Origin of the sequence: Streptomyces sp. BK208, from assembly GCF_004364245.1 — a bacterium.
Classification (GTDB): domain Bacteria; phylum Actinomycetota; class Actinomycetes; order Streptomycetales; family Streptomycetaceae; genus Streptomyces.
Genome location: NZ_SOAV01000001.1, coordinates 720,822 through 731,997 on the forward strand (window position 1 = coordinate 720,822; position 11,176 = coordinate 731,997).

3 protein-coding genes are annotated in these 11,176 nt (G+C 74.5%); all 3 read left to right on the top strand.

Annotated features, from left to right (window positions below):
- Positions 1–7: 7 nt before the first annotated feature.
- The 3 genes from EV562_RS03380 to EV562_RS03390 all read left to right on the top strand — a co-directional run bounded on the left by EV562_RS03380 (position 8) and on the right by EV562_RS03390 (position 11,118).
- Entirely contained in the window at positions 8–2,863 is a 2,856-nt protein-coding gene (locus tag EV562_RS03380) for a LuxR family transcriptional regulator (RefSeq protein ID WP_133885108.1), read from the top strand.
- A 120-nt stretch (positions 2,864–2,983) separates the two neighbouring features.
- Positions 2,984–4,645 carry a tryptophan 7-halogenase gene (locus EV562_RS03385; protein ID WP_133885109.1) on the top strand — a complete coding sequence of 554 codons (1,662 nt, stop codon included), beginning with the start codon at positions 2,984–2,986 and terminating at the stop codon, positions 4,643–4,645.
- 164 nt (positions 4,646–4,809) lie between these two features.
- A complete protein-coding gene (locus EV562_RS03390) occupies positions 4,810–11,118 on the top strand; it encodes a type I polyketide synthase (RefSeq protein ID WP_133885110.1) in 6,309 nt (2,102 codons plus the stop codon).
- Positions 11,119–11,176: the final 58 nt, after the last annotated feature.

The following is an 11,176-nucleotide window of genomic DNA, read 5'->3' on the forward strand; positions in this document are numbered from 1 at the left end:
TACGCCCATGACGCGCGCATCGCGCAGGAAGCGAGTCGAGAGGGACATGCGGTTGGTCGAGCGGGCGGCGGAGCTCACCGAGCTGATGAGGTTGCTCGAGGAGTGCGCGCCCGGACGCGGCGGGGCCGCCGTGGTGAGCGGTGGTATCGGCTGCGGGAAGACGGAACTGCTCTCGGCCGTCCGGGACGCGGCCGTCCACCAGGGGTTCCTGGTCCTGAGCGCCGTCGGTTCCTGGGCCGAGCGCGAATCGCCGGGCAGTGTCGTGTTCCAGTTGCTGCGCGGCGCGGAGGGGACGCTCGGCGCGCACGAGGAGCTCGCGGTGCTGCTGGACCGCGTCACCCGCAGGTCCGAGTACCTCACCGGCGAGGAGGGTGACGGGCCTGCGGCCGGGTTCGGACAGCGGACCCTGGACGCGGCCACCACTCAGGCGCTGCACCGGCTGTGCCTTGCCGTGATCGGCGCCGCCGCGCACAGGCCGGTGCTGCTGTGCGTCGACGACGTGCAGTTCACCGATTCCCTGTCCCTGTACTGGCTGCTGCGGTTGCTGCGGCGGGCGCCCGCCGTGCCGATCGTCGTCCTCGTGGCGGAGTGCACGCTGTCCAGGCCGGCCCACCCGCAGCTGCACGCCGAGCTGCTGTCCCGATCCGGATACCGGCGCATCCCGCTGGCCCGGCTTTCGGTGCGTGGGGTGGCCGAGCTGATCGCCGATCAGCTCGGAGCGCTCGCCCAGCGGGTGCCCGCCTCGGACTGTCACGCGGTCAGCGGCGGGAATCCGCTGCTGGTGCGCGCGCTGGTGGAGGACCACCGTCGGGCCGGGGAGCCGGGTGCGCGAGCCGTGCCGCGGCTCGTCGTCGGTGACGCCTACGCCGAGGCCGTGCTGAGCTGCATCCATCGCGGCCGGCCGGTGCTGCTGCGGCTGGCACAGGCCTTGGCCGTGCTCGACGCGGACGTCGAGCCTTCCCTGCTGAGCCGGCTGCTCGGGGAGGACGAGGCGACCATGTGCAGGGGCACGTCGGCCCTGGAGGCCGCTGGGCTGCTGGGCTCGGGCCGGCTGCACCCCGTCGCGCGGACCGCCGTCCTGGAGAGTCTGGCGCCGCGGCAGCGGTCCGCGCTGCACGCGCGCTCGGCCGAACTCCTCTACCGGGACGGTGCGCCGGCGACGACCGTGGCCCGGCTTCTGCTCGCTTCCGACGACCGGGGCCGCAGCCCCTGGGCGAAGGAGGTGCTGTGCGACGCGGCGGAACGGCATCTGGCGGGCCATCGCCTCTCCGACGCGCACGCCTGTCTGGAGGCGGCGCTGCGGATCTGCGGCGACGACCAGGACCGCGTGGGCATCAAGGCGCTGTTCACGGGGACGGCCTGGATGCTCAACCCGTCCATCAGCGCGCGCCACCTGGGTGAACTGGCCACCGCGTTGCGCGACGGGAGGCTCCCGGACCGGCACGCGCTGCCGCTGGCCAAGTTCCTGCTGTGGCACGGCCGTTTCGACGAGGCGGTGGAGGCCGTGGAGCGGCTCGGTGAAGGGCGCCCGGAGTGCGATCCGGCGGCCGTCGCGGAGATCCGTGCGACCCGGGAACTGCTGGCGACCACCTACCCGGACGCCGTGCGCCCGCCGGACGCCCGTCCCGGACGCTCCCGGCACATCGGGCGGGCGCAGGACGACCCGCGGGTGCTGGGCGCGGCGGCGCTGGCACACGTCCTTGCGCACGGGCCGGACGACGACGCGGTCGCCGACGCGGAGGCCGCGATGCGGACGATGCGGCTGAGCAAGAGCACGCAGGAGTGGATCGTCTGCGCCGTCTCGGTGCTGGAGTTCTCCGACCGGCTGGACGCTGCCGTCGCCTGGTGCGACCACTGGCTGGAGCAGGCCCGCACCCGCCGGGTGCCCCTGTGGGAGGCCGAGTTCGCCTCCCTCCGGGCGCGAGTGGCGCTGCGTCAGGGCGATCCGCCGCTGGCGCGCCGGCTGGCGCAGGCCGCCCTGGCGCGGGTGCCCGCCGAGAGCTGGGGGGTGTGCATCGCGGGACCGCTGGCCAACCTGGTGCAGGCGGCCACCCGTACCGGGGACCATGACGCCGCGTCCGATTACCTGGAGGTCCCCGTGCCCGCGGGTCTGTTCCGCAGCCGGTTCGGCCTGTACTTCCTCCAGGCACGGGGCCGCTTCCACCTGCAGACCGGGCGTCCGTACGCCGCGCTGGACGATTTCACCGCCTGCGGCGACCTGATGCGTTCGTGGGGTTTCGACCAGCCGACGCTGGTGCCGTGGCGGTCGGAGGCGGCCCACGCGCACCTGGCCGTCGGCGACGTGGAGCGGGCTCGCGTCCTGGCCGGGCGGGAACTGGACCTCGTGGGGCGGCAGCCGTCACGGGCCCGTGGGATCGCGCTGCGCGCGGTGGCCGCCTGCGGACCGGACGAGGGGCGCCTGGCGTTGCTCACCGAGGCGGTCACGCTGCTGCGCGGCTGTGGCGACCGGCTCGAACTCGCCTCCGCCCTGGCCGACCTGGCGCGGGTACGCGTGGCGGCCGGGCAGCAGGAGCAGGCCCGGCAGGACTTGCGCTCCGCCGTCCGTCTGGCCACGGCGGCCGGGGCGCTGCCACTGGTGCGGACGCTGACGGCGCGTGACGCGACCGGGCGCGAGGACGCGTCGGCCGCGTCCGGCCCGGCCGGCCTGGCCCTGCTCAGCGACGCCGAGCGGCGGGTGGCGGATCTCGCCGCCCGCGGACACACCAACCGGGAGATCGCCGGCAGGCTCGCCGTGACCCCGAGCACGGTCGAGCAGCACCTGACCCGGGTGTTCCGCAAGCTCGGGGTGCGCACGCGGCAGGAGCTGCCGGTGCCCGACGCCGCCGCGTCCGGTGCGGACTGACGTGCCCGCCGCCGGACCCGGCCCTCCGAAGGTCCGGCCCGCCGGCTCCGGTCTCCCCCCCTTCCGAACCGTCTCCTCCCGATCGTTCCTCCTCATCGGCACAGCAGAAAGGCGATGGCCATGCAGAACAGTCGCGGCGCGCGGGGACGCGCGGACACCTATGACGTGGCGATACTCGGCAGCGGCATGGCCGGCGGCATGCTGGGCGCGGTGCTCGCCCGCAACGGTGTCCGCGTGCTGCTGCTGGACGCCGGCACCCATCCGCGGTTCGCCGTGGGCGAGTCGACCATTCCGTACACCTCGGGCATGACCCGGCTCATCGCCGACCGCTACGGGGTTCCCGAGCTCAAGCCGCTCGCCAGCCACAAGGGCATCAGCCGGCAGGTGTCGCGCCACTGCGGCCAGAAGCAGAACTTCGGCTTCGTGTACCACCGTGAGGGCGCCCCGCAGAACCCGCGGGAGATCAACCAGCTCGTGGTCCCGCAGGCCATCCGCACCGAGACCCACCTGTTCCGGCAGGACATCGACGCGTACCTGTTCCACACGGCCGTCAAGTACGGTGCCGTGCCGCTGCAGAACACGCGGATCACGGACGTCGACGTCGACCCGGAGTCGGGCGTCGTGCTGCGCACGGAGCAGGGGCGGGAGTACCGAGCCGACTACATCGTGGACGGAAGCGGGTTCCGGTCGCCGCTGGCGGAGAAGTTCGCGCTGCGGGAGACGCCGACCCGCGCCCGCACCCACTCCCGGGCCATGTTCACCCACATGACCGGGGTACGTCCGTTCGACCAGGCGCCGGCCGCACGGCAGCACGACCAGCCCAACCCCTGGCACCACGGCACCCTGCACCACGTCTTCGACGGCGGCTGGCTGTGGGTCATCCCCTTCGACAACCACTCCGCGTCCCTCAACCCGCTGTGCAGTGTCGGGCTGACGCTGGACCCGCGCGTCTTCCCCCGGGACGACACGCCCGCGCAGGAGGAGTTCGACGCGTTCCTGCGCACGTACCCCCAGATCGCGTGGCAGTTCCAGGACGCCCGGGCGGTACGTCCCTGGGTGTCCACCGGGCGCCTGCAGTACTCCGCCAAGCAGGTGGTCGGCGACCGTTTCTGCCTCACCTCGCACGCGGCCGGGTTCATCGACGCCCTGTACTCACGCGGGCTGACCAACACCATGGAGCTCGTCAACGCCCTGGCGTGGCGCCTGATCGCGGCCTCCCGCGACGGCGACTGGTCCACCGAGCGGTTCGCCTACCTGGAGAACCTCCAGCAAGGCCTGTTCGACTTCCACGACGACCTGGTCTTCAGTTCCTTCGTCGGGTTCCGGGACTACGAGCTGTGGAACGCGGTGAACCGCACCTGGATGCTCGGCACCATGCTGGGCAACGTCATGCTGGAGGACGCCTACTACCGGTTCACGCGCACCGGCGACCGGGGCATCTTCCGGGACCTGGAGGACTCCGCGCACCCCGGGTCCCCGCTCCCCGTGAGCGCCGGATTCAACGCGATGAGCGCCCTCACCCGGGATCTGTGCGTCCAGGTCGACGAGGGTTCGCTCGCTCCCGGTGAAGCGGCCCGGCGTATTTTGGCCTGCGTTCACGAAGCGGATTTCATCGCCCCGTCGTTCGGTCTCGGAATGCGTGAGACCCGGTGCTTCAACATGTCTCCCGGAAAGATGGCGAAGAACGCGGTCTGGTGCCGCAGGGATGCCCCGGAGGAAATCGGCCGACGCATGATAAACGCGAGCAAGGGACTGGTCCGGATGAGGCTCACGGGCGGCTGACGAATCCGTCCATGGAACTCGGGAACGAGTTCGCGACACACCCCCCTACTCCCCGCCTAGGGGTCTGCGCGAAAGAAAAAAGGGGGCTGTTCCGACCGGCTTGGTTCGCTTAGGTTTCCGATGGTGCGGTTGGACGTTCCGAACTGCAGGAAGTGACTCGGAAAATGACTGCGTATTTCGATCGGGATCCCGCTGATCTCATTGCTGTCGTCGGAATGGCCGGGCGGTTCCCCGGCGCAGCCGACACGGAGAGCCTGTGGCGGCTGCTGATGTCCGGCAGCGACGCGATCGGCCCCGTTCCGGCGGACCGCTGGGACGCAACCGAGCAGCTCGACCCCGAGCGGCGCATCCAGGCGGTCGGCGGATTCCTGGACGAGGTGGACCGGTTCGACGCCGCGTTCTTCGGCATCTCGCCGAGAGAGGCGGCCGCCGTCGACCCGCAGCAGCGCCTGCTGCTGGAGGTCGGCTGGCGGGCGCTGGAGGACGCCGGACAGCGCGTGCGGGACCTGGCCGGCTCCCGCACCGGCGTGTACGTCGGCGCCTCCTGGCACGACTACGAACTGCTGCGGCAGGACCGGGGGGCCCGCCCCACCCCGCACAGCCTGGTCGGCAACGCCCTCGACGTCATCGCCGCCCGCCTGTCCTACGTGTTCGGTCTGCGCGGGCCCAGCATGACCGTCGAGACCGGCTGTTCCTCCTCGCTCGTCGCCCTTCACCTGGCCGCGCAGGCCCTGCGGCAGGGTGAGATCGACGCCGCGGTGGTCGGTGCGACCAACCTCATGCTGGACCCCCACGTGACGGTGGGCCTGACCCACTTCGGCGCCCTCTCCCCGGACGGCCGCTGCAAGGCCTTCTCCGCGTCGGCCGACGGATTCGTACGCGGGGAGACGGTCGCCGCGCTGTACGTCAAGACGCTGGAGCGGGCCCTGGCCGACGGCGACCGCGTCCACGGCGTGGTCGTCCGTACGGCCGTCAACAACGACGGCGGCGGCGAGAGTCTCGTGACGCCGAGCCCCGAGGGCCAGGAAGACCTGCTGCGCCAGGCGTACGGCGACGGAACGCTGCCGCCGGGCGCGCCGGCGTATGTCGAGGCGCACGGCACCGGCACCGGACGCGGGGACCCGATCGAGGTGCGCGCCCTGGGCCGCGTCCTGGGCCGCGACCGTGGCGACCGGCCCCTGCTGGTGGGCTCGGTGAAGACCAACATCGGCCACCTGGAGGCCGGCGCGGGCTTGGCCGGGCTGGTCAAGCTGCTGCTCGCCCTGCGCCATCGGACCCTGCCGCCGAGCCTGCACGCCGAGGAGCTGAACCCCGGCATCCCGTTCGGCGAGCTGGGGGTCCGGGTGGTGCGCGAGCCGGTGGAGCTGCCCGCCTCCGGTCCGGTGTACCTGGGTGTGAACTCCTTCGGCTGGGGCGGCACCAACGCCCACGTCGTCGTGGCCAGCCCGCCCGAGACGCCCGGGGAGACGGCCGTCGTCGGCAGCGGACTGCCCGTGTTCGTGCCGTTGTCCGCCCGGGACCGCACGGCGCTGGCCGAACGGTCGAGGCAGCTGACCGACCATCTCCCGGCGACCGCCGACGGGACCGGCGCGCTGGCCGGCACACTCGCCTGGCGGCGCGACCACTTCCCGCTGCGCGCCGCGTTCACGGTCACCGAGCCCGCACGGCTGCGCACCGCCCTGGAGGCCGTCGCCGCCGCAGCCGACGCCGACGACCTCACCGGCGAGGACGCCCAGATCCCGGACGCGGTCGTGGGCCAAGCCCGCCAGCACGGTCGTACCGCCTTCGTCTTCCCCGGGCAGGGGTCGCAGTGGCAGGGCATGGGGCGAGCGCTGTTCCGGGAGGTCCCCCTGTTCGCGGACGTGGTCCGGCGCTGCGCCAAGGCCCTCGAACCGCACGTCGACTGGGACCCGGCCGCCGTCTTCGAGGACGGCACCGACGGCACCTGGACGACCCGCATCGACATGCTCCAGCCCACGCTGTGGGCGATGTCCCTGGGGCTCGCGGAACTGTGGCGCGCCGCCGGGGTGGAACCCGACGTCGTCCTCGGGCACAGCCAGGGCGAGATCACCGCGGCCACGCTGGCCGGCATCCTCTCCTATGAGGACGCGGCACTGGTGATGGCCCGCCGCAGCGCCATCGCCCGACGCACCTCGGGCCGGGGGCGGATGCTGGCGGTCGACCTGGACCGGCAGGCCGCGCTCGCGGCCCTGGAGGGTTTCGAGGACGACGTGGCCCTCGCCGTGCACAACGGCCCGCGGGCGTGTGTCCTGTCCGGCGCCGAGGAGTCGGTGCTGATGCTCAAGGAACTGCTGGAGGCCGAGGGCACCTACTGCCGGCTGGTGAACGTCGACTACGCGTCGCACAGCCCGCAGATGGACGAACTGCGCCCGGACCTGCTCCGGGCCCTGGCGCCCGCCCGGCCGCGGACCGCGAGCGTTCCCCTGATGTCGACGGTGCGCGGCCACTTGCTGGACGGACCCGAGATGGACGCCGCGTACTGGGCGGAGAACCTGCGCCGGCCCGTGCTGTTCGCCGACGCGATGGGCGCCCTGTTCGACGACGGCGTCACCCATGTCGTGGAGATCAGCCCGCACCCGGTGCTGACACCTGCGGTCGAGCAGCTCGCCGCGCCGTACGCCGAGCCCCCCGCGGTGCTGACGACGATCCGCCGCGACCAAGGCGATCCGCAGGACATGGCCCGGGCCTTCGCCCGCGGGTACGTCGCCGGGCTGGAGCCGTTCGGCGGCCTGCCCCGGCGGGCCCGGGTGCCCGTGCCCGGTTACCCGCTGCGCCCGGAGCGCCACTGGGTGCCGCGCCGGCCGCGCGGCTCCGGCGCGACCCGTGGCTTCGCCGCCCGGCTGGAGCCGGCACCGGGCGCGGCGGGCACCTGGCAGGGGCCGCTGGAACTGTCGGTGACGGATCAGCCGTGGTTGGCCGAGCACCAGGTGCACGGCACTCCCGTGCTGCCGGGCGCGGCGATGCTCGCCGTCGCCGTCAACACGGCACGGGCCCGCTGCGGCACGGGCCCGCTGCGGCTGACGGACGTCGCGTTCGTGAAGTCGGTCGCGCTGGACGAGCACGGCGTCCGGCTCACCGCGCAGTGGCGGGCGGACGCCGCCGACGGTGGACGTTTCCAACTGCTGGAGCTGCCGGAGGGCGGCGAGTCCTGGGAGGTCACCGCCGAGGCCCGGGCCGATCGGTGGGCCGACCCGCACGACGCCCCCGCCTACCCCGCGTGGGCGGACGGGGAGGCGGAGGAGATGGCCGAGGCGAAGCCCGCGCCGGAGCCCGAAGCGGGGGCCGAGGCGTTCTACGGGCGGTGGAGCGCGCGCGGCCTCGGCTACGGCCCGGCCTTCCAGGGCGTGCGGCGGCTGTGGTCCGGCCCGGACGGGCAGGTTCTCGGCGAGGTCGTACTGGCCGACGCGCTGCGGGAGAGCAGCCGGCCGGGTGACGTGCACCCTGCGCTGTGGGACGGCGCGCTGCAGGTGGCCCTCGCCCTGTGCGAGGACGTGGGCGGCCGGGCCGCGCTGGTGCCCACGGCGGTGCGTCGGGTGCGCCTGTCCGACAAGCGGGACGAGCCCGTGACGTCCGTGTGGTCGCACGCGGTGCGCCGGGCGGACGGCGGCGTGGACGTGCGGGTCTTCGACGCGGACCGGGGGTTCCTCATGGCACTCGACGGTCTGCGGCTCGACCCGCTGCCGGGGGCCGGTGAGGCGGACGACGACGCCGGCCGGCTGCACCACCTCGCCTGGTCGGAGTTGACCACGGGTGACGAGGGCCCTGTTGCGGCCGGCTCCGCGGCGCCGGCGCGGTGGACCGTGTGCGGCGATCCCGCGGACGCCGCGCCGCTGGCCGCCGCGCTGGTCTCCGCCGGCGCCGAGGACGCGGTGGTGTGCGGCCCCGACGACCAACCGCTCGACCTCTTGCGGGCCGCCGGCGCGGTGGTCTTCCTCGCCCCGCGGGCCGCCGCCGGACCGCGGGAGCAGGAGCTCGCCCTGAGCCGGCTCGCCGGTGTCGTGCGGGCCTGCGCGGAGTCGGCCGGGACACCCGGGCTGGCCGTCGTGACCGCGGGTGCCCAGGCGGTGGCCGACGGGGACCTGCCCGATCCCGGTGCCGCCCTGTTCTGGGGGTGGTCCCGGGTGCTGCGGCGCGAGCACGGCGAACTGGCGCCCCGTGTGGTCGACGTGGCCGCCGACGACGCGAGCTGGGCCGGGCACTGCGCCGCCGAACTGCTCACCGACGACGGCGAGGACCAGGTGGCGCTGCGCGGCGGGCGCAGGTTCGGTGCGCGCCTGGCCCGGGGCTCCGCGCCGGAGGAGCGGCTGGCCGCCCTGCCCGCGCAGCTCACGGGTCGTCAGCCGTTCCGCTACGGCGGCACCGGGAGCGACGCCGCCGCGCGGTACGTGCCGGCGGTACGGCGCGCTCCGGGAGCCGGTGAGGTGGAGATCGAGGTGACCGCCGCCGCGGTGGAGCCCGGCGAGGCGGCGGCCGCCCTGGCCGGCTCCGGGGACGGTACGCCTCCGCTCGGCCACGCGTGCGCGGGCCGTGTGGTGGCCGTCGGCCCGGAGGTGCGCGGCCTGGCACCCGGCGACCGGGTGGCGGCCGTGGGAAACGGGACGGTGGCCAGCCATGTGACCGTGCGGGCCGACCACACGCGGCCGGTGCCGGAGGGGTGGACGGACACCGACGCCGCGGCTCTCCCGTCGGCCCTGGCCACGGCCTGGTACGCCCTGTCCCACGTGGCCCGGCTGGACGCGTCGCAGACGGTGCTGGTCCACTCGCCGGGCGGCACGACCGGGTACGCGGCCGTGCAGATCGCCCGCGCCCTGGGAGCCCGGGTGCTCGCCGCCGCGCCGGACCCGGCCGAGCGGGACGCCCTGCGCGACCTGGGCGCGGAGGAGGTGTACGACACGCGGGACGCCTCCTGGGCCGACGCCGTGCGGCCGGCCACCGGCGGGCGGGGCGCTGACGTCGTTCTCGCCCCGGCGGCCGGGCCCGGACTGGAGCACGGTCTCGCGGTACTCGCCGAGGACGGGCGACTGGTCGTCGTCGGTTCGACGGCGCGGGACGGACGGCGGCCCGCCGACGCCGGCCGGCTCGACGCGGCCGTCCTCGCCCGCGGCGCGGGGGTGGCAGGGGTGGACCCGGCACGGCTCTTCGACCGGGCCCCCGCCCGGATGGCGCGGGCCCTGGACTCGGCCTGGGACCTGCTGACCGCCGGCCGGGTACGACCGGTGCCGGTCCGCACCGCGGGCTTCACCGGTGCCCAGGAGGCACTGCGCCGGACCGCCGCAGGCCCGGACCCCCGGGCCTGTGTCCTGACGGACCCGGACACGGTGGAACGGGTGGAGGCCCTGGTCCTTCCCGGTGGCGCGCTGCGTTCCGACGGCACGTATCTGATCAGCGGCGGGCTGGGCGCGCTCGGTCTGTCGCTGGCCGAGTTCCTCGCCGCGCAGGGGGCCGGCTCGCTCGTCCTGCTGGGCCGGTCGGCACCGCGCCCGGAAGTCGCGGACCGGCTCACGGCGTTGCGTGCCTCGGGCACCCTCGTCACGACGGTGCGCTGCGACGTGGCCGACGCGGCCGCGCTGCGCGAGGCCCTGGACGCGGTCCGCGCCCCGCTGCCGCCGGTCCGGGGCGTCTTCCACGCGGCCGGGGTGCTGAACGACGCGACCGTCCGCACCGTGACCCGTGAGCAGATCGCGGACGTCGTCCGGCCCAAGACGGACGGTGCCGCGAACCTGGAGGCCGTCACGGCCGGCGAACCGCTCGACTGCTTCGTCCTGTTCTCCTCGGCCGCGGCCCTGTTCGGCAACGCCGGGCAGGCCGCGTACGCCGCGGGCAACGCCGGTCTCGACGCCTTCGCCGAGTCCCGCCGGCTGCGCGGCCTGCCCGCCCTGAGTGTGCAGTGGGGCCCGTTCCTCGACATCGGTCTCGCCGCCGAGGACGCCCGGCGCGGGGCGCGGCTGGCGGAACGCGGCATGGGCGGCTTCCACGCACGGGAGGCGTGGCCCGCGCTGCTGCGGATGCTGCGGCGGGGCGACTCGGTGACCGGCTATGTACCGCTCGACCTCAGGCAGTGGTTCGACGCCTGTCCCGAGACGGCCGCGTACGGCAGCTGGCAGTGGCTGCGCGAGGCGGCACGCCGGGAGGACGGTGGGCCGCAGGCGCACGCCGTGGAGTTCCGCGAGCTGCTGACGCGTGCGGCCGAGGCGGAGCGCCCCCGGCTGGTCGAGGGCAGGATCCGCGAACTGGCGGGCCGGGTGCTGCGCATGGACCCGGACGGCATCGGCCACGAGGCGCCCTTCAAGTCCCTCGGGCTGGACTCCCTGATGAGCCTCGAACTGCGCAACCGCCTGGAAGGCGCGTTCGGCCTGCGCCTCTCCCCCACCCTGCTGTGGGCCTACGGCACCCCCAAGGCGCTGGCCGCGGCCCTGACCGAACAACTGACCACGACCGCCGGGTCGGAGTGAAGCGGGCTGCCCCGCTCTGGCCGGGCAGTCCCTGACCACACCCGTCGGATCCGATCGC